At 60.2% G+C, this 25,382-nt stretch carries 21 protein-coding genes; 11 read left to right on the top strand and 10 right to left on the bottom strand.

What is annotated here, in order from left to right; all coding sequences use genetic code 11:
* Positions 1–11: 11 nt before the first annotated feature.
* Positions 12–986 carry a cysteine synthase A gene (cysK, locus tag VLA07_RS01010; RefSeq protein ID WP_041070300.1) on the top strand — a complete coding sequence of 325 codons (975 nt, stop codon included), beginning with the start codon at positions 12–14 and terminating at the stop codon, positions 984–986.
* 184 nt (positions 987–1,170) lie between these two features.
* The gene (locus VLA07_RS01005; RefSeq protein ID WP_027614536.1) at positions 1,171–2,109 is read left to right on the top strand and encodes an aspartyl/asparaginyl beta-hydroxylase domain-containing protein; all 939 of its coding nucleotides are present in this window, start codon (positions 1,171–1,173) and stop codon (positions 2,107–2,109) included.
* A gap of 58 nt (positions 2,110–2,167) precedes the next feature.
* On the opposite strand, the gene VLA07_RS01000 is transcribed toward VLA07_RS01005, so the two are convergent.
* Together VLA07_RS01000 and VLA07_RS00995 are read right to left on the bottom strand one after the other, a co-directional pair.
* Positions 2,168–2,326 carry a hypothetical protein gene (locus VLA07_RS01000; RefSeq protein ID WP_167734099.1) on the bottom strand — a complete coding sequence of 53 codons (159 nt, stop codon included), beginning with the start codon at positions 2,324–2,326 and terminating at the stop codon, positions 2,168–2,170.
* 35 nt (positions 2,327–2,361) lie between these two features.
* Positions 2,362–2,889, bottom strand: coding sequence for an N-acetyltransferase (locus VLA07_RS00995; RefSeq protein ID WP_027614537.1), 528 nt, complete (start codon positions 2,887–2,889; stop codon positions 2,362–2,364).
* Between the two features lie 451 nt (positions 2,890–3,340).
* On the opposite strand from VLA07_RS00995, the gene VLA07_RS00990 reads away from it, so the two are divergent.
* A complete protein-coding gene (locus VLA07_RS00990; RefSeq protein WP_333988264.1) occupies positions 3,341–4,204 on the top strand; it encodes a DMT family transporter in 864 nt (287 codons plus the stop codon).
* A 136-nt stretch (positions 4,205–4,340) separates the two neighbouring features.
* On the opposite strand, the gene VLA07_RS00985 is transcribed toward VLA07_RS00990, so the two are convergent.
* On the bottom strand, positions 4,341–5,249 hold the full coding sequence (locus VLA07_RS00985) for a DMT family transporter (protein ID WP_047598166.1): 909 nt from the start codon (positions 5,247–5,249) through the stop codon (positions 4,341–4,343).
* A gap of 85 nt (positions 5,250–5,334) precedes the next feature.
* A complete protein-coding gene (locus VLA07_RS00980; RefSeq protein ID WP_333988263.1) occupies positions 5,335–6,960 on the bottom strand; it encodes a methyl-accepting chemotaxis protein in 1,626 nt (541 codons plus the stop codon).
* A 409-nt stretch (positions 6,961–7,369) separates the two neighbouring features.
* Between VLA07_RS00980 and aceK the strand changes: the two genes are divergently transcribed.
* From aceK to VLA07_RS00955, 5 genes are all read left to right on the top strand, one after another.
* Positions 7,370–9,091, top strand: a complete 1,722-nt coding sequence (aceK, locus tag VLA07_RS00975) for a bifunctional isocitrate dehydrogenase kinase/phosphatase (protein WP_095138571.1) — start codon at positions 7,370–7,372, stop codon at positions 9,089–9,091.
* 212 nt (positions 9,092–9,303) lie between these two features.
* Positions 9,304–13,215 (top strand): ATP-dependent RNA helicase HrpA, encoded by a 3,912-nt coding sequence (gene hrpA / locus VLA07_RS00970; protein WP_333988261.1) that lies wholly within the window; start codon positions 9,304–9,306, stop codon positions 13,213–13,215.
* A 398-nt stretch (positions 13,216–13,613) separates the two neighbouring features.
* Complete coding sequence (locus VLA07_RS00965) at positions 13,614–14,735, top strand: beta-ketoacyl-ACP synthase III (protein ID WP_027614543.1); 1,122 nt, start codon at positions 13,614–13,616, stop codon at positions 14,733–14,735.
* A gap of 191 nt (positions 14,736–14,926) precedes the next feature.
* A complete protein-coding gene (locus tag VLA07_RS00960) occupies positions 14,927–15,541 on the top strand; it encodes an RNA polymerase sigma factor (protein ID WP_003222662.1) in 615 nt (204 codons plus the stop codon).
* Positions 15,535–15,768, top strand: coding sequence for an anti-sigma factor family protein (locus VLA07_RS00955; RefSeq protein ID WP_330206436.1), 234 nt, complete (start codon positions 15,535–15,537; stop codon positions 15,766–15,768). The genes VLA07_RS00960 and VLA07_RS00955 overlap by 7 nt, the downstream gene beginning before the upstream one ends.
* Before the next feature lie 182 nt (positions 15,769–15,950).
* Here VLA07_RS00955 and VLA07_RS00950 read toward each other — a convergent pair whose 3' ends face one another.
* Positions 15,951–17,273 (bottom strand): putative porin, encoded by a 1,323-nt coding sequence (locus VLA07_RS00950; RefSeq protein ID WP_123586864.1) that lies wholly within the window; start codon positions 17,271–17,273, stop codon positions 15,951–15,953.
* Positions 17,274–17,551: 278 nt separating this feature from the next.
* Here VLA07_RS00950 and VLA07_RS00945 point away from each other — a divergent pair, with 278 nt between their 5' ends.
* Positions 17,552–18,676 (top strand): GNAT family N-acetyltransferase, encoded by a 1,125-nt coding sequence (locus VLA07_RS00945; RefSeq protein ID WP_333988260.1) that lies wholly within the window; start codon positions 17,552–17,554, stop codon positions 18,674–18,676.
* Positions 18,677–18,834: 158 nt separating this feature from the next.
* Here the strand turns inward: VLA07_RS00945 and aqpZ are convergent, their stop codons facing one another.
* The 5 genes from aqpZ to VLA07_RS00920 all read right to left on the bottom strand — a co-directional run bounded on the left by aqpZ (position 18,835) and on the right by VLA07_RS00920 (position 24,051).
* Positions 18,835–19,530: an aquaporin Z gene (gene aqpZ, locus VLA07_RS00940; RefSeq protein WP_027614546.1), complete on the bottom strand. Its 696-nt coding sequence runs from the start codon at positions 19,528–19,530 to the stop codon at positions 18,835–18,837.
* 291 nt (positions 19,531–19,821) lie between these two features.
* Positions 19,822–21,654 carry an ABC transporter ATP-binding protein gene (locus VLA07_RS00935; RefSeq protein ID WP_027614547.1) on the bottom strand — a complete coding sequence of 611 codons (1,833 nt, stop codon included), beginning with the start codon at positions 21,652–21,654 and terminating at the stop codon, positions 19,822–19,824.
* Between the two features lie 88 nt (positions 21,655–21,742).
* Positions 21,743–22,306 carry a peptidylprolyl isomerase gene (locus VLA07_RS00930; protein ID WP_095138580.1) on the bottom strand — a complete coding sequence of 188 codons (564 nt, stop codon included), beginning with the start codon at positions 22,304–22,306 and terminating at the stop codon, positions 21,743–21,745.
* Positions 22,307–22,309: 3 nt separating this feature from the next.
* A complete protein-coding gene (locus VLA07_RS00925; protein ID WP_333988259.1) occupies positions 22,310–23,113 on the bottom strand; it encodes an alpha/beta fold hydrolase in 804 nt (267 codons plus the stop codon).
* A 14-nt stretch (positions 23,114–23,127) separates the two neighbouring features.
* A complete protein-coding gene (locus VLA07_RS00920) occupies positions 23,128–24,051 on the bottom strand; it encodes a LysR family transcriptional regulator (protein ID WP_027614550.1) in 924 nt (307 codons plus the stop codon).
* 49 nt (positions 24,052–24,100) lie between these two features.
* Between VLA07_RS00920 and VLA07_RS00915 the strand changes: the two genes are divergently transcribed.
* Both VLA07_RS00915 and VLA07_RS00910 read left to right on the top strand, forming a co-directional pair.
* Positions 24,101–24,415: a 3-phosphoglycerate kinase gene (locus VLA07_RS00915; protein ID WP_202369388.1), complete on the top strand. Its 315-nt coding sequence runs from the start codon at positions 24,101–24,103 to the stop codon at positions 24,413–24,415.
* Positions 24,416–24,645: 230 nt separating this feature from the next.
* Positions 24,646–25,245 carry an FMN-dependent NADH-azoreductase gene (locus VLA07_RS00910; RefSeq protein ID WP_096796629.1) on the top strand — a complete coding sequence of 200 codons (600 nt, stop codon included), beginning with the start codon at positions 24,646–24,648 and terminating at the stop codon, positions 25,243–25,245.
* Positions 25,246–25,382 lie beyond the last annotated feature (137 nt).

The raw sequence follows: 25,382 nt of genomic DNA, 5'->3' as shown, positions 1-25,382 counted from the left end.
AGGACCCAGCCATGAGCCGTATTTTCGCTGACAACGCCCATTCCATCGGCAACACGCCGCTGGTGCAGATCAACCGCATCGCGCCGCGTGGCGTGACCATTCTGGCCAAGATCGAGGGGCGCAACCCCGGTTATTCGGTCAAGTGCCGGATCGGCGCGAACATGATCTGGGACGCCGAAAGCAGCGGCAAACTCAAGCCGGGCATGACCATCGTCGAACCGACGTCGGGCAATACCGGCATCGGTCTGGCCTTCGTCGCCGCCGCCCGTGGTTACAAATTGATGCTGACCATGCCGGCTTCGATGAGCATCGAGCGGCGCAAGGTGCTCAAGGCCCTCGGCGCAGAGCTGGTCCTGACCGAACCGGCCAAAGGCATGAAAGGCGCAATCGAGAAGGCTGCCGAGATCGTTGCCAGTGATACCGGCAAATACTTCATGCCGTCGCAGTTCGATAATCCGGCCAACCCCGCGATTCACGAAAAAACCACCGGCCCGGAAATCTGGAACGACACTGATGGCGCCGTTGATGTGCTGGTGGCTGGCGTCGGGACCGGTGGAACCATCACCGGCGTTTCGCGGTATATCAAGAATACCCAGGGCAAACCGATCCTGTCGGTGGCGGTGGAGCCGGTGTCTTCGCCGGTGATCAGCCAGGCGCTCGCGGGTGAAGAGATCAAGCCGAGCCCACACAAGATTCAGGGGATTGGCGCGGGTTTCGTGCCGAAGAACCTCGATCTGTCGATGGTCGACCGGGTGGAGCAGGTCACTGACGACGAGTCCAAGGCCATGGCGCTGCGCCTGATGCAGGAAGAAGGGATTTTGTGCGGTATCTCTTGCGGCGCGGCCATGGCCGTGGCCGTGCGTTTAGCCGAGAAGCCTGAAATGCAGGGCAAGACCATCGTGGTGATTTTGCCGGACTCCGGTGAGCGCTATCTGTCGAGCATGCTGTTCAGCGATCTGTTCACCGAGCAGGAGAATCAGCAGTAGTCGAATTGACTCAGATCAGCCAGGGTTCAGGATCGTTATGCTAATAAATGCTTTGTTGCGCAATTCTTAACACTGAATCTTGGGTTCAGCGGGTTTTTCCCGAGGCCGGTAGTGTTTATCATGGCCGGCTGCCATGCCGGGTAATGGGCATTGCGCAGCGTTGTCTTTATTCAAGGAGTCGTTGATGACCTTTTCGTTAGCCGCCAAGGTGTTGGTGTTGCTGCTGTTTGTGGGCAGCATCCTCTATGTGCATTTGCGCGGCAAGGCGCGTCTGCCGGTACTGCGTCAGTTCGTCAACCACTCGGCGCTGTTCGCCCCGTACAACGCGCTGATGTACCTGTTCTCCGGCGTTCCCTCCAAACCGTATCTGGATCGCAGCAAGTTTCCGGAGCTGGATGTGTTGCGCGATAACTGGGAAACCATTCGCGACGAAGCCATGCACCTGTTCGACGAGGGCTACATCCGCGCCGCCGAAAAGAACAATGACGCCGGTTTCGGCTCGTTCTTCAAGAAGGGCTGGAAACGTTTCTACCTCAAGTGGTACGACAAACCGCTGCCGTCGGCCGAAACCCTGTGCCCGAAGACCGTGGCGCTGGTCAGTGCGATCCCTAACGTCAAAGGCGCGATGTTCGCGCTGTTGCCAGGTGGCAGCCATCTGAACCCGCACCGTGACCCGTTTGCCGGCTCGCTGCGTTATCACCTGGGCCTGTCGACACCGAACTCCGACGATTGCCGGATCTTCGTTGATGGTCAGGTCTACGCCTGGCGCGACGGTGAAGACGTGATGTTCGACGAGACCTACGTGCACTGGGTCAAGAACGAAACCGAACAAACCCGCGTCATCCTGTTCTGCGATGTCGAACGCCCGCTGAGCAACCGCCTGATGACCCGCATCAACCGCGCCATCAGCGCTTGGCTGGGCCGCGCCACCGCGCCGCAGAACCTTGATGATGAACGTGTCGGCGGCATCAACCAGGCCTACGCCTGGAGCAAGAACTTCAGCGACCGGTTCAGCGGCGTGGTCAAACAGTGGAAACGCCGCAATCCCAAGGCCTACCGCATCCTGCGTCCGGTATTGGCGGTGGTGGTGCTGACTCTGCTGGGGTATTGGCTGTTTGGTTGAGGCCGGATGTTGAAATGAAAAAACCGCTCCTTGTGAGCGGTTTTTTATTGTCTGTGAGTCAGCGGCGCCCGGCGAGAACGTTGGGTTCGTCTTCAATGCCTGTAATCAGTAACTGCAGAAAGCGCTGCTGATTGGCTGATAGCCCGGATGACACAATCTTTTCTTCTGTTTTGATTGATCTTTTCTTAGCGGGGGATTTCTTGACTGATTTGCGCATGCTCCCTCCCTCATTGATCATTACTTGAACTGTTTTCACGATACTTTACTCTCCACTGCGAGGACAAGACGACCTTCCAAATCAAATTTGAAGCCGAGCTTTGTATAAACAGGAATTGCTCCCTGCATTGGCTCCTGGACTTCAATGAACTTGCTGCCGACTATTTGGGCGAACTCATCGATGACCATCATTGCCAAGGTCCCGATACGATTTTTCAGCGGGTGAGAATCTCCGGGTCGCCCTTCCAATCGTACGATTCGAATACGTTGGCGGCTTTTGTTCGGATTGACGAAGCACAGTCCGCAGAGCTGTTCTTCGAACCAGATCGCGATATCCAGGGACAGGGGTTCTCGTGATTTCCATGCGGCAACCTCTCGCCAGCAAAAAAGTGGATTCTCCCAGAGCTCGAACGCGCTCAGTGCTATGGCGTCGATGGGTTCGAAGCGTACTTTCGACAAGTCTTGTCGCGCTGGTAGCTGCAATAGAGCTTTGGCGATGCTTGCCTGTTTCCTGGCCTGCGATTTGTACAACTGATACCGCAAATTCGTCCGTTCCCTTGGCATGTGATCCCGAGCATTCCCTGTCTCCCCATCAATGGGCCTATCCGTTGCTCATCAGCCTATGCGCCTGCCATCGAGCTGTCCCTGCTGGCCCTTTGTCCAAATCATTGCAATCCATGTCCCACGCTGGTTATAGTCGGCGCTCGTGAATCATCTGATTCACTCTCCAAACCCTTCAAAAAAGATCAGCCCCAATGCCTGCATTCCTCATCAACGCGGTAGTCGATTCAGCGGTCAACGCTGGCGTCGTGCCGTGCGGGAATCAGCAGCCTGGGCAGATCAGTCATTACCCTCCACCTGTCAGTAGCACGCCGGTGTGCGCCGTCGTATCACCGCCGGGCGTTGGCGTTTCGGGCTGATCGGCATTCTTTGCTGACCCCTGCGCCCGCCAGAAAAACCTACTGAATTTCAGCCTCGGCTGAGTTGGCTGTTTGCCTGACTACAGGTGGTATTCATGTTTGTCCTTTCGAAAAAATCCGCGCTCGCGGCGACGTCCACGAGCCTGTTCGTTCTACTGTGGAGCAGCGGGGCGATCTTCTCCAAATGGGGCCTGGCCCATGCGTCACCCTTTGCCTTTCTGCTGATGCGCTTTGTGATCGCGCTGTGCGGGCTGTTGCTGTTAACGCCGCTGCTCAAGTTGAAGCTGCCCAAGGGCGGTCGGCCGATGCTGTTTGCGATTGCAACGGGCGTGGTGTTGTTGGGGGCGTATCAGATTTTCTATCTGCTGGCCCTGAATACCAGAGTCACGCCGGGGGTGATGGCGACCATCATGGGCGTACAGCCGATCCTCACCGTGGTGTTGATGGAGCGCCAGCGCTCGGCGAGCCGGATGTTCGGTCTGGCGCTGGGCCTGGCCGGGCTGATCATGGTGGTTTATCAGGGGATCGGACTGGCGGGGATGTCCTGGGCAGGGATGCTGTTCGGTCTGTTGGCGCTGGCGAGCATGACGGTGGGCTCGATCATGCAGAAACGCATCACCGACAATCCCCTCGGCACATTGCCGGTGCAGTATCTGGCCGGGCTGTTGTTGTGCGGGATATTTGTGCCATTTCAGCCGTTCCACTTTGAACAGAGCACGGGTTTCATCGTGCCGGTGTTGTGGATGGGACTGGTGGTGTCGGTGTTGGCGACACTGTTGCTCTATCGCCTGATCGCCCGGGGCAATCTGGTGAATGTCACCAGTCTGTTCTATCTGGTGCCGGCGGTGACGGCGGTGATGGATTACCTGATTTTCGGCAATCGTCTGGCGGCGTTGAGTGTGCTGGGGATGCTGTTGATCATCGTCGGGCTGGCGTTTGTGTTCCGTAAAACTGCTTGAAAACCTTCAGGCCGACCCGGGCATTTTCAGTGTCTGGGCCGGCCTCTTCGCGAGCAAGCCCGCTCCCACAATTGGAATGCATTCCTCCTGTGGGAGCGGGCTTGCTCGCGAAGACTGACTTGTTAACGCCGCAAAATCATCGGGCTGTAACGGCAGAAGGCTTCACCACCGCCGGCTTCAACACCAGCCACAACGCCAGCGCAATCAACACCCCGCCATACAGGTGCGCCATCGACAACGGTTCATCCAGCAACAATGCGCCCCACAACACGCCGAACGCCGGGATCATGAAGGTCACGGTCATCGATTTGACCGGGCCGATGGAGCTGAGCAGGCGGAAATAGATGATGTAGGCGAACGCCGTGCAGCCCAGACCCAGGCCCAGCAGCGACAGCCAGACATTCCACCCACCCCAGCTTGCCGGAGGGGCGGTGATCACGCTGTAGCCGAACAGTGGCAACAGAAACAGCGAGGCGCCGAGCATGCTGCCCACGGCCGAGAGACGACTGTCGAGCCCGCCGCTGTGATCCAGCCAGCGCCGCGTGAGGAACCCGGCGAAGCCGTAGCAAGTGGTAGCGAGCAGGCAGGCGAGGGCGCCCATCAGCAATTGCAGATCGAACGCGACCGGACCTGCGCGCGTCAGCACACCGACACCGAACAAGCCGAGAAACACCCCGGTCAGTTTCGCGACAGTGAGTTTTTCGCTGAAAAACAGCCCGCCAATCAACACGCCCATCAACGGCGTGGTGGCGTTGAAGATCGCCGAGTAACCGGCCGGCAACACTTGCGCCGCCACCGAATACAACGTCGCCGGAATCCCCGAGTTGATAACGCCCAGCAACATCACCGTTTTCAGTTTGCCCTTGAAATCCCAGCTGATGCGCATCAGCCCGAGAATCACCAGCAGACCGACGGCAGCAATCGACACCCGAAAGAACGCGGTCGGAATGGTGCCGATCACCGGCGCAATAATACGCATGAACAGGAAGCTCGCGCCCCAGATGGCTGCCAGCGACAGCATGCGGAAAATATCGACAGCGCTCACGATGGCACTCCTTCCTTGATCGGGACGAGAGTGTTGCCGAGCGCCCTGTCGATGGCAACCGTCAATCGGGCATTTAATTTTTCATTCAGAGCACGAAGCGCGTCACCAAGCCGTTGAGGTCGATCGCCAGGCGCGACAGTTCCTGACTGGCAGCGGAGGTCTGGGTAGCGCCGGCGGCGGTCTGGGTCGAGAGATCGCGGATGGTCACCAGATTCTGATCAACCTCGCGCGCGACCAGCGCTTGCTGCTCGGCCGCGCTGGCGATCACCAGGTTGCGCTGGTTGATCTGCGAGATCGACGCGGTGATTTTCTCCAGTGCCTGACCGGCACTGTTCGCCCGGCGCAACGTGTGGCTGGCCTGCTCGGCACTGCTTTGCAAGGCGCCGACGGTGGCGCCGGTGCCTTGCTGGATGCTGCTGATCATCAGCTCGATTTCTTCGGTGGAGTTCTGCGTGCGTTGCGCCAGCGAACGCACTTCATCGGCGACCACCGCAAAACCGCGTCCGGCCTCACCCGCGCGCGCCGCTTCGATGGCGGCGTTGAGCGCCAGCAGGTTGGTTTGCCCGGCGATGCCGCGAATCACCTCGAGCACCTTGCTGATGTCCTGAGCCTGAGTGGCGAGGCCTTCGGCCTGTTCCGACGCACCGAGCACCGCGCTGACCAGTTCCTGAATCGAGTTGATGGTCTCGCTGACCTGCACATGCCCGTGTTTGCTGTCCTCGTTCGAGGCTTCGGAGGCCTCGGCGCTGGACACCGCGTTGGCCGCAACTTCATCCACCGCCGTGCTCATCTCGGTGACGGCGGTGGCGGCCTGTTCGATCTGATCGTTCTGCTGTTGCAGGCCACGGGTGCTTTGCTCCATCACCGAGCTCATTTCTTCGGCGGCGGAGGCCAGTTGCTGCGCCGATTCGCTGATGCCACGGATGGTCGAGCGCAGGTTGTTCTGCATCTCGGCGAGGGCGCTGAGCAACTGCGCCGCCTCATCGCTACCGTGATCGGCAATCTGGCCGCTGAGGTCGCCGGCGGCAATTTTTTGCGCGACGGACAGGGCCTGATTGATCGGTGCGGTGATGCTGCGGGTCAGCAGCCAGGCCAACAGCAGGGTGGCGATCAGGGCGACAACGATGATGGTAGCGACAATCCACAGCGCCTGCTGATAAACCCCGGCAGCAGCTTCGGCGGCGCTGTCGGCGCCTTGCTGGTTGAAGCTGATCATCTGCTCCAGCGCTTTGTCGAGGATCCGGCCCTGTGGCGCCAGTTCATTGTTCAGACGGGCATAGGCCTGTTCACTTTGCCCGGCGTCGATCTGAGCGATGATCTGGTCCAGGATGCTCATGTACTTGGCGACGTCGCTATTCAAACCGTCGAGCATCGCCCGTTCCGCATCGCTGGCCAGCAGAGCGGTGTGATCCTTAAGGCGCTTGGACAATTCTTCGCGCTGCACCTTGATGATGCCTTTGCTTGTGTCGCGTACCGCCGGCTGGGTGCTGGTGATCAGGCGCAGGGATTCGAGGCGGATGTTGGCGATGTTCGCCGCCGCATCGTGAATGCTCTCGATGCTGGGCATCCACGATTCCTCGATCACCGTTGCGCTCTCACGCAGATTTTTCATCTGGCCCAGGCCGAACAGGCCGACCACTACCAGCAGGGCGGCCAATACGGCAAAACTCAAACTGGCGCGCAAACCGATGCGCAGATTGCGGATAGACATCAATGTGCTCCTTGATCTATGAGGAATAGGTCGTCCTCGTGGACCGAGGATCTTGTTGTGAGGCGGGTACTGGCGGGCTGTATATCAAAGTGCCATTATTTTGGTAAGACCAATCTGTGAGCAGTTCTTCTCTTTCATCAACAGGCGGGAACGCAGCGGTAAAACCGCGAGCCAGAGCGGCGGGGCAGGGATTGGATCCGAATCCCAGGGAATTCGCGGGCTGGCGCGGGGCGGCAGGCGAGACTGAGAGGGCGGTTAATTGACCGAACGGTCGACTCAAAAAACTTTGATAAAAACTGTGTCGCTGTACAACCCTGCCGCGCTTTTGGCAGAAATTGCACTTCTCCTGCGCATGCATCCGTGGCTAAGCTCAGGCACAGATTTCCACTTGCACGCCGAGGTCTCCTCTATGCCGCAGCAATGGCCAGCCACCGACATCGCCCGCATGATCCTCGATGGCTTTGACGATTACCGCGAGCACTTCCGGCGGATCACCGACGGTGCGCGCGAGCGCTTCGAGCAGGCGCGCTGGCAGGAGACGCAGACCGCGTCGGCGGCGCGGATCAATCTCTACGAAGAAAAGGTCGGCGAAACCATCGCCCGCCTGCGCGAGCATTTCGACGACGAGACGCTGATGAATGTCGGCAGTTGGCCGTTGGTGAAAAGTGCTTACATCAGTGTCATCGACCTGCGCTTCGACGATGAACTGTCCGAGACCTGGTACAACTCGATTTTCTGCGGGCTGTTCAGTCACGACCTGATCAGCGACGGCTGCATGTTCATCCACACCACCCGGCCGAGCCTGCGCCGCGCCCGGGCTGCGCAAACCCGCACCTACAAGCCGCAGGGGCAGTTGTCATCGATGCTCGCGAGCATCTTTGCCGACTACCGCTTCAGCGAGGATTACGCCGATTTGCCCGGCGACCTGCAGCGCCTCGAGTCGCAACTGCGCGAGAACCTGCCGGACTGGGTGTGCAAGGATCCGGAGCTGAGCGTCGAGCTGTTTTCCTCGGTGTTGTACCGCAACAAGGGCGCGTATCTGGTCGGGCGTATCTACACCCGCGACGAGCAGTGGCCGCTGGTGATTCCATTGCTGCACCGCGAGGGCCGCGGGATTCAGATCGACGCGCTGATCACCGACGAAGCCGACGTGTCGATCATTTTCTCTTTCACCCGTTCGTATTTCATGGTGGATGTGCCGGTGCCGGCGGAGTTCATCGGCTTCCTGCGGCGCATTCTGCCGGGTAAGCACATCGCCGAGCTTTACACCTCGATCGGTTTCTACAAGCACGGCAAATCCGAGTTCTACCGGGCGCTGATCAATCACCTGGCCAACACCGACGACCAGTTCATCATGGCCCCCGGCGTGCGCGGCATGGTCATGAGCGTGTTTACCCTGCCGGGCTTCAACACCGTGTTCAAGATCATCAAGGACCGTTTCTCGCCGTCGAAAAACGTCGACCGGGCGACGGTGATCGAAAAATACCGTCTGGTGAAAAGTGTCGACCGGGTCGGGCGCATGGCCGATACCCAGGAGTTCGCCGACTTCCGTTTTCCGCTGAGCAAGTTCGATCCGGCGTGCCTGGAAGAACTGCTCGAGGTCGCGCCGTCGACGGTCTCGGTCGAAGGCGACACGGTGCTGATCCGCCACTGCTGGACCGAGCGCCGCATGACCCCGCTCAACCTCTATCTGGAAAACGCCAATGAAGCACAGGTGCGCGAGGCACTGGAGGATTACGGCCTGGCGATCAAACAACTGGCGGCGGCCAACATCTTTCCCGGCGACATGTTGCTGAAGAACTTCGGCGTCACTCGTCACGGCCGAGTGGTGTTCTACGACTACGACGAGATCTGCTTCCTGACCGAAGCCAACTTCCGCCACATCCCCGCGCCGCGCACCCCCGAGGACGAAATGGCTTCCGAACCGTGGTACTCGATCGGGCCGCTGGATGTGTTCCCGGAAGAGTTTCCGCCGTTTCTGTTTGCCGATGCCGGGCAGCGCAAACTGTTCGATCAACTGCATGGCGAGTTGTACAACGCCGATTACTGGAAGGGTTTGCAGGAGGCGATTCGCGCCGGCAAAGTCATCGACGTCTTCCCCTACCGCCGCAAAGGCCTCGACAACGAATAATCCCGGAGCATGACGAATTTGTGGCGAGGGAGCTTGCTCCCGCTGGGCTGCGAAGCGGCCCCGAAACCATCCGCCGCGTCCTGACAGTGACCTCCCGACAACCGGATTACGATTGCTGCGCAACCGAGCGGGAGCAAGCTCCCTCGCCACAGTAGGAGGCAAATCTGCGACAATCGCCCCCTGCATAAACAGACGACCGAATTGCGTACCCGATGACCGACGAATCGCCCTCCATCGACAAACTGCTGAAAAACCTCGATCACGCCATGCTCGCCGACCGTCACCGGCTGCGGCGGCAGTTGCTCGAGCTGCGCAAGAAACCCGACGAGGCCAAACTGGCCCAGTGGGTGGCGCGCATGCAGGCGTCCTGTGATCAGGTGCTGGCGCGCCGTGCCAGCCTGCCAGTGATTCGTTACGACGACAGCCTGCCGATCGCCGCCAAGCGCGACGAAATCAAGGCAGCGCTGGAGAAGCATCAAGTGCTGATCATCGCTGGCGAAACCGGCTCGGGTAAAACCACCCAGTTGCCGAAAATCTGCCTGGAAATCGGTCGCGGCCAGCATGGCTTGATCGGCCATACCCAGCCACGCCGAATCGCTGCGCGCAGTGTCGCCAGCCGGGTCGCCGAAGAACTCGGCACGCCGCTCGGTTCACTGGTTGGCTATCAGGTGCGCTTCGAGGATCAAAGCGATTCCAACACCCTGATCAAACTGATGACCGACGGTATTTTGCTGGCGGAAACCCAGAATGATCGTTATCTGGAACGCTACGACACGATCATCGTCGACGAAGCCCACGAGCGCAGTCTCAACATCGACTTCCTGCTCGGTTACCTGAAAACCCTGCTGCCGCGTCGCCCGGATCTGAAAGTCATCATTACTTCGGCGACCATCGATCTGGAGCGCTTCTCCAAACATTTCGACGATGCGCCGATTGTCGAGGTGTCCGGTCGCACCTTCCCGGTGGACACCTGGTATCGCCCGCTGACCCTGGAGCAGGATGAAGAGGGCAACCGCGTCGAGGACGACCTGACCGTGGATCAGGCGATCCTCGCCACCCTCGACGAAATCGCCGCCTATGAGCGCAGCGAACGCCGCAGTCCCGGCGATGTGCTGGTGTTCCTGCCCGGCGAGCGCGAGATCCGCGATGCCGCCGACATGCTGCGCAAGGCCCAGCTCAAACACACGGAAATTCTGCCGCTGTACGCGCGCCTGTCGCCGGCCGAGCAGCAGCGGATTTTCCAGTCGCACCCGGGGCGGCGCGTGGTGCTGGCGACCAACGTTGCCGAGACCTCGCTGACCGTGCCGGGCATCCGCTACGTGATCGACAGCGGCACCGCGCGCATCAGTCGCTACAGCTACCGCGCCAAGGTCCAGCGTCTGCCGATCGAAGCGATTTCCCAGGCCAGCGCCAATCAGCGTAAGGGTCGTTGCGGCCGGGTCGAGCCGGGGATCTGCGTGCGCCTGTACAGCGAAGAAGACTTCCTCGGTCGCCCGGAATTCACCGATCCGGAAATTCTGCGTACCAACCTTGCCGCCGTGATCTTGCAGATGCTGCACCTGCGCCTCGGCGAAATCACTGCGTTCCCGTTCATCGAGCCGCCGGACGGCAAGGCGATCAGCGACGGCTTCAACCTGCTGCAAGAGCTTTCGGCGGTGGATCGCAACAGTCAGCTGACCCCGCTCGGCCGCCAGTTGGCGCGCCTGCCGGTAGACCCGCGCATGGGCCGCATGCTGCTCGAAGCCGCCAAGCTCGGCAGCCTGCAGGAAGTGCTGATCGTCGCCAGCGCCATGTCGATTCAGGACCCGCGCGAGCGTCCGCCGGAGCGTCAACAAGCAGCCGATCAGGCCCACGCACAATGGAAAGACAGCGATTCGGACTTCGCCGGGCTGGTCAATCTGTGGCGCGGCTTTGAAGAACAGCGCCAGGCACTGACCGCCAGCCCGCTGCGCAACTGGTGCCGGAAGAATTTCCTCAACTACCTGCGTCTGCGCGAGTGGCGTGATTCCCATCGCCAGTTGAGTCTGATCTGCCGCGACATGCAGTTGAGCCCCAATAAAGAGCCGGCGGATTACCCGAAACTGCACAAAGCGGTATTGGTCGGTCTGCTCAGCCAGATCGGCCAGAAAACCGAGGACGGCGATTACCTCGGTGCCCGTCAGCGGCGCTTCTGGATTCATCCGTCGTCGGGCATCGGCAAGAAACGTCCGCAGTGGCTGATGACCGCCGAACTGGTGGAAACCACCAAGCTTTACGCGCGGATGGTCGCCAAGATCGATGCCGACTGGATCGAGCCGCTGGCCGGGCACCTGATCAAGAAAAACCATTTCGAACCGCACTGGGAGAAGAAGCGCGGCCAGGTCGTGGCTTACGAGCAGATCACCCTGTTCGGGCTGATCGTGGTCGGTCGCCGCCCGGTGCATTACGGCCCGGTGGATCCGCTGGTCTCGCGCGAGCTGTTTATCCGCGAAGGTCTGGTGCGTGGCGAGATTCAGTCGAAAGCCAAGTGCCTGACCGCCAACAAGCAGTTGCTCGAACAGCTCGACGAGCTGGAAGCCAAGGCTCGGCGCCGCGACATTCTCGCTGACGAAGAAACCCTGTACGCGTTCTACGATGCGCGCTTGCCGGCGGAGATTCACCAGACCGCGACGTTCGACAGCTGGTATCGGGTCAACAGCCAGAAAGACCCGCAATTGCTGATCATGCGCGAAGAAGACGTGCTGGCCCGCGAGGCCAGTGAAGTCACCGCGCGCGACTACCCGGACACGCTGCACATTGGTGATCTGGAACTGGCGCTCAGCTACCACTTCGAACCCAATCACCCGCGCGACGGCGTGACCCTGCGCGTGCCCGCGCCGCTGCTGCCGATGCTGCCACCGGAACGTCTGGAATGGCTGGTGCCGGGGCTGATCGAGGCCAAGTGCATTGCGCTGGTGCGCAATCTGCCGAAAGCCTTGCGCAAGAACTTCGTGCCGGTGCCGGATTTCATCAAGGCGGCGTTGCAGCGCATGACCTTCGCTGAAGGCTCATTGCCGCAAGCGCTCGGTCGCGAGTTGCTGCGCATGACCGGTGCGCGCGTCAGCGATGAAGCATGGGCGGAAGCCGCGCAGCAGGTCGAAAGCCATCTGCGGATGAACCTGGAAATCGTCGACGGCCAGGGCAAGTTCCTCGGCGAGGGCCGCGACCTGGCCGAGCTGACCGCGCGTTTTGCCGAAGCCAGCCAGGCGGCTTTGGCCGTGCCGCAGAGTGCGAAAAGTCAGCAACCGGTGGAGGCCAAGGTCTTCGCCCCGGTGGCGGAAAAGACCCAGCAGAAGATTGCCGGATTGTCGATGACGGTCTATCCGGCGCTGGTGGAAGAGGGCGGCACGGTCAAGGAAGGGCGGTTCTCGACCCCGGCCGAAGCCGAGTTCCAGCATCGCCGTGCCTTGCAGCGGCTGCTGCTGCAGCAACTGGCGGAGCCGGCGAAGTTCCTGCGCAGCAAACTGCCGGGTATCACCGAGTTGGGCCTGCTCTATCGCGAGCTGGGCCGAGTCGATGCGCTGGTCGAAGACATTCTGCTGGCCAGCCTTGACAACTGCATTCTGGAAGGCGAAGACCCGTTGCCCCGTGACGGCGCCGGGCTCGCCGCATTGGCCGAACGCAAACGCGGCAGTTGGACCGAACACGCCGAGCGCGTCGCGCGGTTGACGCTGGAGATTCTCAAGCTGTGGCACGGCCTGCAAAAACGCTTCAAGGGCAAGATCGATCTGGCGCAGGCTGTGGCGCTGAATGACATCAAGCAGCAAATCAGCAATCTGGTGTATCCGGGTTTCGTCCGGGAAACACCGATGCAATGGCTCAAAGAGTTGCCGCGTTATCTGAAGGCGGTCGAGCAGCGTTTCGAGAAACTCGGTGCGCAGGTGCAGAAGGATCGCGTCTGGAGCGGTGAACTGGCCGGCCTCTGGGCGCAATACCAGACACGCGCCGCCAAGCATGCGCAGGAAGGCAAACGCGATCCACAGCTGGAGCTGTACCGCTGGTGGCTGGAGGAATACCGGGTGTCGCTGTTCGCCCAGCAGTTGGGGACGAAAGCGCCGATCTCGGACAAACGGCTGAGCAAGCAGTGGAGTCAGGTCGAAGCCTGATCCCCAACCCTGCTCGATCACCTGTGGGCATTTGTGGTGAGGGGATTTATCCCCGATGGGTGGCGAAGCCGCCCCAAAAGCGACCATCTCAGTCCATCAGTTTTGATGAGGGTAATGGTTTGGCGACTGCTTCGCAGCCGATCGGGGATAAATCCCCTCGCCACATAGACAAGACCCCACCCAGGGAGAGGCGTGGTGCTTGAGAAAGGCGCCAAAACCTTGGGTTTATGGCAAACTTCGCGACCATAAACGCCGGTTTCGTGACCCAGAGCCTTCGGCCGGGTCACGTGGCGGAATAAAGCGATGCCAGGTCAGCGTCCTGCGGACGGGAACAGACCCTTTGTGTGTTGGTACGTCGGTGCCAGCGCTTTCTGCCTGAACAGATTAGAGAAACGACCATGCATAACGTCGTCATCAGCGGCACCGGCCTGTACACCCCGGCCAACAGCATCTCCAACGAAGAGCTGGTGCAGTCTTTCAATACCTACGTCGCGCAGTTCAACGCCGACAACGCCGACGCCATCGCTAGCGGTGAAGTCCAGGCACTGACCGAATCCAGTGCCGCGTTCATCGAAAAAGCCTCGGGCATCAAGAGCCGCTTTGTCATGGACAAGGACGGCATCCTTGATCCTGCGCGCATGGCCCCGCGCCTGCCGGAGCGTTCCAACGACGAATGGTCGGTGCTGTGCCAGATGGCCATCGGCGCCGCTGAACAGGCGCTGCAACGTGCCGGCAAGACCGCCGCCGACATCGACGGCGTGATCGTTGCCTGCTCCAATCTGCAACGCGCCTACCCGGCCATCGCCATCGAAGTCCAGGAAGCACTGGGCATTCAGGGTTTCGGTTTCGACATGAACGTCGCCTGCTCCTCGGCGACCTTCGGCATTCAGGCCGCGGCCAACAGCGTGCAACTGGGACAGGCCCGGGCGATCCTGATGGTCAACCCGGAAGTCTGCACCGGTCACCTGAACTTCCGTGACCGCGACAGCCACTTCATCTTCGGTGACGCCGCAACGGCGGTGATCATAGAGCGCGCCGACCTGGCGACGTCCAAGTACCAGTTCGACGTGGTCAGCACCAAACTGCTGACCAAGTTCTCCAACAACATCCGCAACAACTTCGGCTTCCTCAACCGCGCCGCGGAAGAGGGCATCGGTGCCCGCGACAAGCTGTTCGTGCAGGAAGGTCGCAAGGTGTTCAAGGACGTCTGCCCGATGGTCGCCGAGCTGATCGGTGAGCACCTGGAGGAGAACAAACTCAACGTCGGCGACGTCAAGCGCTTCTGGCTGCACCAGGCCAACCTGAGCATGAACCACCTGATCGTGCGCAAGCTGCTGGGCCGCGAAGCCACCGAAGAAGAAGCGCCGGTGATTCTCGACACCTACGCCAACACCAGCTCTGCCGGCTCGGTGATTGCCTTCCACAAATATCAGGACGATCTGGCCGCCGGTTCGCTGGCCGTGCTGAGCTCGTTCGGCGCCGGTTACTCGATCGGCAGCGTGATTCTGCGCAAGCGCTGAGTCACCCGCTCTTGTGGCGAGGGAGCTTGCTCCCGCTCGAGTGCGTAGCGCTCCCGACACCGGCGATTGCGGTCTTGCTGAAGAACCGCAATCGCCGGTTTTGCGACTGCTGCGCAGTCGAGCGCGAGCAAGCTCGCTCGCCACAGGGTCGAGTGCGTTAACGTTAATCGGTATTTGCAAACGAGGCGTGCATGGCCGCAACCGACGACACCCAACTGCTCGAACGTCTGCTCGCGGGTGAGCAAAAGGCTTTCAAGGAGCTGGTCAGCACCTACCAGAGCGCCATGCGCGCCGTGGCTTACGCGATTGTCGGCCAGCGCCATGTCGAGGAAGTGGTGCAGGACGCCTGGCTTTCGGTGGTGCGCCATATCGGTAGCTTCGAGGGTCGTTCCAGTCTTAAGACCTGGCTGCTGACCATCACCGCCAACTCGGCCAAGAGCCGCTACAAACAAAACCGCCGCGAAGTGTTGATGGATGACCTGCCGTCACCCCACGGCACCATCGACGACGATCGTTTTTCGCCCGGTGACGGTCATTGGCTGGTGGCGCCGTTCGCCTGGCATCAGGACACCCCGGAAGCCTTGCTCACCGAAAGTGAATTGCGTGATTGCCTTGAGCACACCTTGCTCAGTCTGTCGGAACTGCAAAGCAGCGTGTTGCTGCTGCGCGAGCGCCAAGGCCTGGAGCTGGAAGAGATCTGTAATCTTCTGGAGATCTCGCTCTCCAATGTCCGTGTGCTGCTGCATCGGGCGCGGCTGAAAGTCTTCGCCACGGTGGAGCATTTTGAGGAGACCGGCGAATGCTGACCTGCAAGGAACAAGTGGCACGCTCCAGCGATTATCTCGATGGCCAGTTGAGCTTTCGCGAGAAACTGCTGGTGCGCCATCACCTGATGTTCTGCCCGAACTGTCGGCGCTTCATTCGTCAGATGCGTTTGATGCAGGCCTCGTTGAAGGCGATGCCGGAGAGGCCGCAAGAGGGTGTGGATGCGCTGGCTGAGCGTCTGGCCGAGCAACGCCGCAAGGAAAAATAGAATTCCACCTGTAGGAGCTGCCGAAGGCTGCGATCTTTTGATCCTCAAAAACAAGATCAAAAGATCGCAGCCTCCGGCAGCTCCTACAGTGTTTTTGCATCCTGCAGAAATAGCCGGCGCGGGACGAAACGAACGGATGATGGGGATCGTCCCGCCCACGTCAGGCTACAGGGTGACGCGTTTTAGAACTTGGCTTCGGCATCCAGCTGCAGAGTGTTGGTGTCTGCGTCACGCTGGGTACGGCTGGAGAAGTCGGCCTTGGTCAGGAAGTACGTGGCGCCGATGGCGAAGTTCTTGTCGATGTCGTAACCGACCTTGAACTTGTGCCCACGGGAACCGGTGGTGCCGTTGGCGAAGTCGGAGTCGGTGAACGCGCCGACCACGGCGTCACGCTGTACGTCACGATAGTTGTAATCCAGGTTCAGACCGAAGACTTTCGACTTGGCGCCGACCAGCCACGCGGTATCGGCGTCGGTCACGGCATCGTTGTTCTTCACGTACTGGCCGTAGAACGACAGCGGCATTGGCAGGCCACCGATGTCGATCTGGCTGAAACCTTCGTACAGGCGGAACTCGTTGTTGGCCGAGTTGCCGTTGACCGACAGCGCGCACGGTGTGGATGTCCCGGTGCAGCGGCTGTCTTCATCGTTTTGGTAGGCGTAGACGCTGCCGCCCAGGGTCAGTTTCAGGTTGTCGGTGATCGCGAAGCGGCTGCCCAACTGGCCAGCGGTCAGGCGCAGGTCGTGGCGAAATTGCACGCCTTCGCCGTCGACGTTGTCCTTGAGGGTGTAGTTACCCAGGCTGCCGAACAGTTCGGCGCTGCTGCCCAGTGGGTACTTGTAGGTAACGGCCAGACCTTCCGGGTTGATGTCGCTGTCCCAGATCACGTCGCCCATGCTGACCCACGGTTGCAGCATCTTGCCGCCGATCACGTGCAGGTTCTTGATCGCATCCGGGTGGTAGTCGATGTAGCCCAGGTCGAGCCAGATCTGCTTCTTGTCGAAGTAGTTGTCCATGTCCTGGTTGGTCGAACGGGCATCGTCGCCGCCGCCGGTGGCAATACGGATGCCGGTGTCGACTTGCGGGTTGATCTCGGTGTAAGCCCCCAGACGTGCGCGGATACGCTGGCGATCCTTGTCACGGCCACCATTGTTGGATTCGCCGTCGATCTTGACGGTCTCCTGACGAATACGCACGTCACCCTTGAACTGGGTCTTGGCGGCCCAGGCGAGTTTCTGGTCGAAGGAGCTCAGCTCATTGGTTTTCTTCGCGGTCGCCGCGATTTGCTCGTTGGTCTCTTGCTGCGCCTGCTGCGCGATTTGCTGAGCCTTCTGATCCTTGGCCAGTTCAGTTTGCAGTTCGACGTACTGCGCCTGGGAAATTGAACCGTTGGCCTTGAGCATGTCGAGCAGTTTGGCGTCGACTGCAGCACTGGCCGGAACGCTCATGGCCAGCAACAGGCCACCGCACAGGGCCGCCGCAGTTTTCGTGGAAGCAAGACGCATAGCAATCTCCGAAGATGAGAGGGATGGCAGAACCATCCGGGGCACACCGACGCGCACGTCGGAAAACAGTGTCCGGGTAGACCCCGGCGCTCTAAAAACAGGAGCGAGTATCGCGATGGTTTATGACAGAGCAGTGGCTAAGTGATGTCATGTCGATGACGATACAAAGTTGTCCTGAACTATTGATCTAGAGCGCTGTCGTCCGATTGCTCGTGTGCAAAGGGCAGCGATAAGCGATACTCGCGGGGCTTTGAAGCCCGGAAGTGGAGAGTCAGTTGATGCCGTTGCAACGCCTGCAGAGCCTGTCAGAAATCGCCCCGGCGACCTGGGATGCACTGGTGCCCGAGAACCAGCCGTTTTTGCGGCACGCCTTTCTCTCGGCCCTTGAAGACAGCGGCAGCGTTGGCCCGCATACGGGGTGGCAAGCCGAGCATCTGCTGCACGTTGAAGGCGATCGGCTGATCGCGGCGCTGCCCAGTTATCGCAAGTGGCATTCCTACGGCGAGTACGTGTTCGATCACGGCTGGGCCGATGCCTGCGCCCGGGCCGGCATCGATTACTACCCCAAACTGCTGACGGCGGTGCCGTTCAGTCCGGTCAGCGGGCCACGCTTGCTGGCCGCCCGGGTCGAAGACGGTTTCGAACTGCTCAAGAGCCTGCCGGGTTATCTGGAAATCGAAGAGCTTTCCAGCGCGCACATCAATTTCACCGACCCGTTCACCGATGCCGCCATGGCCGAGCAGCCGGGCTGGCTGCAACGTATCGGCTGTCAGTATCACTGGCAGAATCGCGGTTATCGGGACTTCCAGGATTTTCTCGACGCGCTCAGTTCGCGCAAGCGCAAGCAAATGCGTAAAGAGCGCGAGCAGGTGGCGGGGCAGGGCTTCGAATTCGAATGGCTGGAAGGGCGTGAGGTGGACGAGGCGCAATGGGATTTTGTCTACGCCTGCTATGCCAACACCTACGCCGTGCGCCGCCAGGCGCCGTACCTGACGCGCGAGTTTTTCAGTCTGCTGGCTGCGCGGATGCCGGAGGCGATTCGGGTGGTCTTCGCCAGACGGGGTTCACGGCCGGTGGCGATGGCCTTCAGTCTGGTCGGGGGCGACAGCTTCTATGGACGCTATTGGGGATGTCTGGCCGAGTTTGACCGGCTGCATTTCGAGACGTGTTTCTATCAGGGCATGGACTATGCGATTGCCCAGGGGTATCAGCGCTTTGATGCCGGCGCTCAGGGCGAGCACAAGCTGATTCGCGGCTTTGAACCGGTGATCACCCACTCGTGGCACTACCTGCGTCATCCCGGTCTGAAAGCCGCAGTCAAAGACTTCCTGCAACAGGAACGTGCTGGCGTCCTCGCGTACGCCGAGGAAGCCAGAACAGCCTTGCCATACCGCCAGGCCTGATCTCGTTTTTGACCAGGGCAGACATCGATTACCGGGCATGGTTGATTTATTACTGTGGGAGGGGGCTTGCTCCCGAATGCGGTGTGTCAGTACGGTAGCTATGACTGACACGACGCCTTCGGGAGCAAGCCCCCTCCCACAGGGGATTTCCAGTGGGTTCAGGATTGCTCTTTGCCCAGCCAGCGATAAATCGTCCCGCCCACTATCGCGCCAATCAGCGGCGCGACCCAGAACATCCACAACTGCGCGATCGCCCAGCCGCCGACCATCAGCGCCGGCCCGGTGCTACGCGCCGGGTTGACCGAGGTGTTGGTGACCGGAATCGAGATCAGGTGAATCAGCGTCAGCCCCAGGCCGATGGCAATCGGTGCGAGGCCCGCCGGGGCGCGTTTGTCGGTGGCGCCGAGGATGATGATCACGAACATCCCGGTCATCACCAGCTCGGTGACAAAGCCTGCCGCCATCGAGTATTTGCCGGGCGAGTGCTCGCCGTACCCATTGGACGCCAGACCTGCTGCGATGTCGAAACCTTCCTTGCCGCTGGCGATGTAGTAGAGCAGCGCGGCGGCGAGTATCCCGCCGAGCACCTGGGCGATGATGTAGGCGGGTAGCTCTTTTGCTGGAAACCGCCCGCCGACCACCAACCCCACCGACACTGCGGGATTGAGATGACATCCGCTGATGTGGCCGATGGCGAACGCCATGGTCAGCACCGTCAGACCAAACGCCAGGGCCACCCCCAGCACCCCGATGCCCAGAGGCGAAGACGCGGCGAGCACCGCACTGCCACAACCACCCAGAACCAGCCAGAACGTACCCAACAACTCAGTAACTGAACGTTTGAACAGAGACATGAGAGAGTCCTTGATAGCCCATGCTATCGAGACTGTATTGCGTTGTGCTTCCCTGCAGATTTACGACAGGTTCCGTGCTGGAACCTTGGCTGAGTACAGCACGCTTTGGATGGATTTCCAGCAGCCATCAAAAAACCGCCAGAGCCCGTGGTTAGAGGGCTGTGGCGGTTCTCAATATATTGTGGGAGGGGGCTTGCTCCCGAATGCGGTGTGTCAGACAAATGTTCGGTACTGACACCCCGCTTTCGGGAGCAAGCCCCCTCCCACATTGGAGTTGTATTGATTCAATGATCAATCGATCCCGACAAATCCCCCGGTCTGGTGCGCCCACAACCGCGCATACAATCCGCGATGCGCCAGCAGTTCGGCGTGGGTACCGCTCTCGGCGATCTTGCCGTTTTCCAGCACTACCAGCCGATCCATGCGAGCGATGGTCGAGAGACGGTGAGCAATGGCGATCACGGTTTTGCCTTGCATCAGGGTTTCCAGGCTTTCCTGGATCGCCGCTTCGACTTCCGAGTCGAGTGCCGAGGTTGCTTCGTCCATGATCAGGATCGGCGCGTCTTTGAGCAGCACCCGGGCAATCGCAATGCGCTGGCGCTGACCGCCGGACAGTTTCACCCCGCGTTCGCCGACGTGCGCGTCGAAACCGGTGCGGCCCTCAGCGTCCGACAGCAGCGGAATGAACTCGTCGGCGCGAGCCTTGTGCACCGCGTCCCAGAGCTCGGCGTCGGTGGCGTCAGGCTTGCCATACAGCAAGTTGTCGCGGATCGAGCGGTGCAGCAGGGAGGTGTCCTGCGTGATCATGCCGATGCGTGCGCGCAGGCTTTCCTGGCCGACTTCGGCGATGTTCTGCCCGTCGATCAGAATGCGTCCGCCCTCTACGTCATACAGGCGCAGCAGCAGGTTGACCAAGGTCGATTTGCCAGCGCCGGACGGTCCGATCAGACCGATTTTCTCGCCGGGTTTAATGTTCAGATTGAGGTCGCCGATGATGCCTTTCTTCTTGCCGTAGTGAAAATCCACGTGCTCGAAACGCACTTCGCCACGAGCCACGGCCAGCGGTTTGGCCTGCTCGCGATCAGTGACGCTGACCGGTTGCGAGATGGTCTGCAGACCGTCCTGGACCATGCCGATGTTTTCGAAGATGCCGGTGACTACCCACATGATCCAGCCGGACATATTGACGATACGAATCACCAGACCGGTGGCCAGGGCGATCGCGCCGACAGTGATCAGCGACTGCGTCCACAGCCACAGCGCCAGCGCGGTGGTGCCAACGATCAGCAGACCGTTCATGGTGGTGATCGCCACGTCCATGCTGGTCACCACACGGCCGGCCATCTGCGCCTTGACCGTCTGTTCTTCGATGGCTTCCTTGGCGTAGTGCTGTTCGAAATTGGTGTGGGCGAACAGCTTGAGGGTGGCGATGTTGGTGTAGCCGTCGACGATTCGTCCCATCAGTTTCGAGCGCGCGTCGGAAGCTTCCACCGAACGCTCTTTCACCCGTGGCACGAAGTAATACAGCGCACCGATGTAGGCGACGATCCACGTCAGCAGCGGGATCATCAGGCGCCAGTCGGCTTCGGCGAACAGCACCAGCGAACTGATCGCGTAGATCACCACGTGCCACAGCGCATCCACCGCTTGCACCGCCGAATCGCGCAGCGAGTTGCCGGTCTGCATGATGCGTTGGGCGATGCGCCCGGCGAAGTCGTTCTGGAAGAAATTCAGGCTCTGCTTGAGCACGTAACTGTGGTTCTGCCAGCGGATCATGCTGGTCATCCCCGGGCTCAGGGTCTGATGCACCAGCAGATCGTGCAGGCCGAAAAAGATCGGCCGCAGCACCAGGGCGACCACCACCATCCACGTCAGTTCGAGGGCATGGTCGCTGAAGAAATTCGGGTTGGGCGTGCCCTGGGCCAGGTCGATGATGCGGCTCAGGTAGCTGAACAGCGCGACTTCGATCAACGCGGCAAACAGGCCGACGACGAGCAGGGCGGCAAAACTCGGCCAGACCTGCTTGAGGTAATAGGTATAGAAGGGCCAGACACGATCCGGCGGGGACGCCGTGGGGGCGTCGCGGAATATGTCGATCAGTTGTTCGAAACGGCGATAGAGCATCAGATAACCGCCCGGATGCCGGGCTCTCCTTTTATCGGTGTGAGCGGCGTGGCTTCAGGCCAGCGCCGCTCGAAATGCCCTGTACAGCTTAGTCGATGACTTTGGCCGACTTGATGATCACAGGGTCGACAGGCACGTTTTGCATGCCCTGTTTGGTGGTGGTCTGCGAGTTGACGATGATGTCGACCACGTCCATGCCTTTGACCACTTTGGCGAATACCGCGTAACCGGCGTCACGGCCCGGATCGAGGAAGGCGTTGTCGGCCACGTTGATGAAGAACTGGCTGGTGGCCGAATCAGGGTTGGAGGTGCGCGCCATCGACAAGGTGCCGCGAACGTTATGCAAGCCATTGCTGGCTTCGTTCTTGATCGGCGCCTTGGTTTCTTTCTGCTGCATCTGTGGCGTGAAGCCGCCGCCCTGAGCCATGAAGCCCGGGATCACGCGATGGAAAATGGTGTTGGTGTAAAAGCCGCTGTTGACGTAATCCAGAAAGTTTTTGGTACTGATTGGCGCCTTGACCGGATCCAGTTCGATTTCGATCTGGCCGTTGGTGGTGTCCAGCAGCACGTGCGGTGCTTTTGCAGGCGTGGCAGCCATCAGGTTGGCAGCAAACAGCACGGTGCCGGCGGCGAGGGCGAGTTTTTTCAACATGGGTCAGTAATCCTGAGATTGAGTATCGGCTGTGGCAAGGAACTCCAGCAGCGTTTGGTTAAAGCGTTCGGGTTGATCGAGCGGGGTGGCGTGGTGCGAATCGGCGATGACCACCAGCCGCGCATCGGGCAGCAGTTTTACATAGGTTTCTTTTAGTGCCACCGGTGTGTAGTCACGGTCGGCAGTAACGATGAGGGTTGGACAGGTCACCCGGGAAAGTCGTTCCTGAACGCCCCAGCCAACAATCGCATCGAAGCTGGCGAGATAAGCACGTTTGTCGTTTTTTGCCCAGCGTTCGGCCATTTTCTGCCGCAGATCAGCTTGTTCAGGCTTGGGAAAAAGTTTGCCGCCCAGCGCCTTGCCGATGGTCGCCAGACTCAGCACGCGCATCAGGCTCCAGCGCTTGAACCACTGCCAGTAATCGTCGCGGCTGCGGAGTTTGACCTCGGGGGCGCTGTTGACGATGGTCAGGCTTTTCAGCATTTGCGGCTGATCGACGCCGAACTGAAAGCCGATCATCCCGCCCATCGACAGCCCGACGTAATGCACCGGGCCGAGTTTCAGGTGTTCGATCAACGCCAGCAGATCGGCGCTGAACCCGACGATGCTGTAGCGCTCGCGGGGTTTGTCCGAGCGACCGTGACCACGTATATCCGGAACGATCACCCGGTAGTGCGCCGACAGCGCCGGGATCTGCATTTCCCAGTCCAGGGTGCTCGAACCCAGTCCGTGAACCAGTAGCAACGGGGTGCCGTGGCCATATTCCTCGTAGTGCAGGTTGCAACCTTCATGTTCGAAATAGGCCATCGGTGAACTCCGTGTCAGGCTTGCTCGGGGGCGGCGAACGGTGCGTCAAGCGGCAAAGTGTCGAAGGTGCGCAACAGTTCGATGAGGATTTGTGTGGCCGGGCCCAGCGGTTTGTCCTTGTTCGAATACAGATAGAAGCTCGGGTTGCGGCTGCCGCCCTGATCCAACGGTAGCAGCTTGAGCGTGCCTTCCTTCAATTCCCGTTCGATCATGTGTCGTGGCAGCCAGGCAAAGCCCAGGCCGCTGCTGACGAACGTGGCAGCCGTGGCGAGGCTGCCGACGGTCCAGCGCTGTTCGGCGCCGAGCCAGCCGACGTCGCGTGGTTGCTGGCGGCCGGAGTCGCGAATCACCACCTGCATCTGGGTTTCCAGGTCCTGGAAGCTCAGTTCGCGGTTGAGCCGATGCAGCGCGTGATCAGGGTGGGCGACCGCGACAAATTCGACGTCGCTCAATTCCGCGCCGAGGTAGCCGGGGATGCTCAGGCCGGTGATTGCCAGATCGGCCACGCCTTCGAGCAAGACCTCCTCGACCCCCGACAACACCTCCTCGCGCAGACGCACGCGGCAGCCGCGGCTCTGCGGCATGAACGCGGTCAGCGCCCGCACGATGCGTGCGCTTGGGTAAGCCGCATCGACCACCAGCCGGACCTCGGCTTCCCAACCTTGCTCCATGTGGTGGGCGAGGTCTTCCAGTTGGCTGGCCTGTTTCACCAGTTGTCGCGAGCGGCGCAGCAGTACGCCGCCGGCTTCGGTGAGCACCGCTTTACGCCCGTCGATGCGCAGCAACGGCACGCCGAGCTGGTCCTGCATGCGGGCGACGGTATAACTCACCGACGATTGCGAACGGTGCAGAACCTCGGCGGCCTGGGCGAAACCACCGTGGTCGACCACGGCCTGCAATGTTCGCCATTGATCAAGGGTCACGCGGGGCGCTTTCATCAATAGCTCCTCTTGTCCTAAGCTGGCCGTCCCTCATGGAGACTGGCGAATGAAAAAATTCTGTTGTGTGGTGCTCGCGTTGCTGCCGCTGACTGCGTTTGCTTACCCGATCGATGTGCAGAAGAACCTCAATGGCTTGAAGATCGACTACGAGACCTTCGACACCGACAAAGACATCGGCTCCATCCGGGTCGCCAACTACGGTGATGTCGACGCGACCTGCAAAGTCGTTTTCAACAATGGTCCGGAAGCACCGCGTACGCGCAACATCGAAATCCCGGCCCGCAAGCATACGAATGCCACGGCCAAGTTCTCCCGCGAGATCATCAGGCTGCGCATCGATTTGAGCTGCAGCCCGAAATAACGGCAATCCCCTGTAGGAGTGAGCCTGCTCGCGATTGCGGTGTGTCAGTTAAATCCTGATGTACCTGACACACCGCAATCGCGAGCAGGCTCACTCCTACAAGGGTACAAACTGCATCTAAACGAATTATTCGATGCTTTGCAGCAATTATTTGCGCTTTTTCATCGATACGACCCTGTTTAACCTTCACTCCATCGACCTACAACATTCTCGGATGGAGACTACACACCATGTCCCGCGTTCTGATCATCGAAAGCAGCGCCCGCCAGCAAGATTCGGTTTCCCGTCAACTGACCCAGACCTTCATCGGTCAGTGGAAAGCGGCGCATCCCAACGATCAGATCACCGTGCGTGACCTCGCCGTGAATCCCGTTCCACACCTGGACGCCAACCTGCTGGGCGGCTGGATGAAGCCTGCCGAGCAGCGCAACGCCAGCGAACAGTCGTCGCTGGAGCGCTCCAACGAATTGACCGACGAGCTGCTCGCTGCCGACGTACTGGTGATGGCGGCGCCGATGTACAACTTCGCGATCCCGAGCACCCTCAAGGCCTGGCTCGACCACGTGCTGCGTGCCGGCGTGACCTTCAAGTACACCGAAACCGGCCCGCAAGGCCTACTCAGCGGCAAGCGTGCCTACGTGCTCACTGCTCGCGGCGGGATCTACGCCGGCGGCCCGGCCGACCATCAGGAACCGTACCTGCGTCAGGTCATGGGTTTCATCGGCATCCACGACGTGACCTTCATTCACGCCGAAGGCATGAACCTGGGCGGCGACTTCCAGGAGAAGGGCCTGAATCAGGCCAACGCCAAACTGTCCCAGGTCGCTTGATATGTTAATCGCCAGATAATCGCCGCTTGTTTAAGTGACCTGGCGCAACCCCTTCAAGGCTCTACGCGCATCGAACCTCCCTTTGCACTTGTTGCTCCTGAGTGCTGTAGCCCGATTGAACGCTTTAGCGAGATCGG

Source organism: Pseudomonas sp. S3(2024), assembly GCF_036861315.1.
GTDB classification, from domain to species: domain Bacteria; phylum Pseudomonadota; class Gammaproteobacteria; order Pseudomonadales; family Pseudomonadaceae; genus Aquipseudomonas; species Aquipseudomonas putida_A.
The sequence above is the reverse complement of the archived record's forward strand: the minus strand, read 5'-3'. Positions and strand labels throughout refer to the sequence as shown.